A 539-nucleotide genomic window follows, 5' to 3' on the forward strand; every position below is an offset into this window, starting at 1 on the left:
CCGAAAGGAAAAGATTGCTTCTGCTATCTCCCCCAAAGTTGCCGTATGTTCTACCGGAACACTACAAAAACCATCATTAAGTCTGAACGGTTTCTTCTCCATTGCACAGATAAGTTCTGAAATCGCATCATCGATATAGACCAGTTTCAAAACTGTTTCCGGATTATTTATCTGTATAGGGAGTTCTCGCGCAATATTATAACAAAATGTTGCTATCACACTATTGTAATTAGGACGGCACCATTTCCCAAACACATTAGGAAAGCGATATATATACACATCTGCCCCGCATTCTTTTCCATAAGAAAAAAATAAATCTTCTCCGGCTTTCTTACTTTTGCCATAGAGATTGATCATCTCTGCCTGAATGGAAGACGCAAGCATTACAGGACAGAAGTTTTTATTCTTTTTTAAAACTTCCAGTAATCGGGAAGCAAATCCAAAATTTCCGTTCAAAAAGTCTTCCGGATTTTCAGGCCTGTTTACTCCGGCAAGATTAAAAACAAAATCGCAGTCTTTGCAAAACGCCTCCAAACATT

General features: G+C 38.4%; 1 protein-coding gene. It reads right to left on the reverse strand.

The genetic code is table 11. The features are described 5' to 3' along the window. The coding region (locus NE664_13075) for an NAD-dependent epimerase/dehydratase family protein (protein ID MCQ4727565.1) at window positions 1-539 on the reverse strand (539 nt) is incomplete at both ends.

The organism is Anaerotignum faecicola (genome assembly GCA_024460105.1).
GTDB lineage: Bacteria > Bacillota > Clostridia > Lachnospirales > Anaerotignaceae > JANFXS01.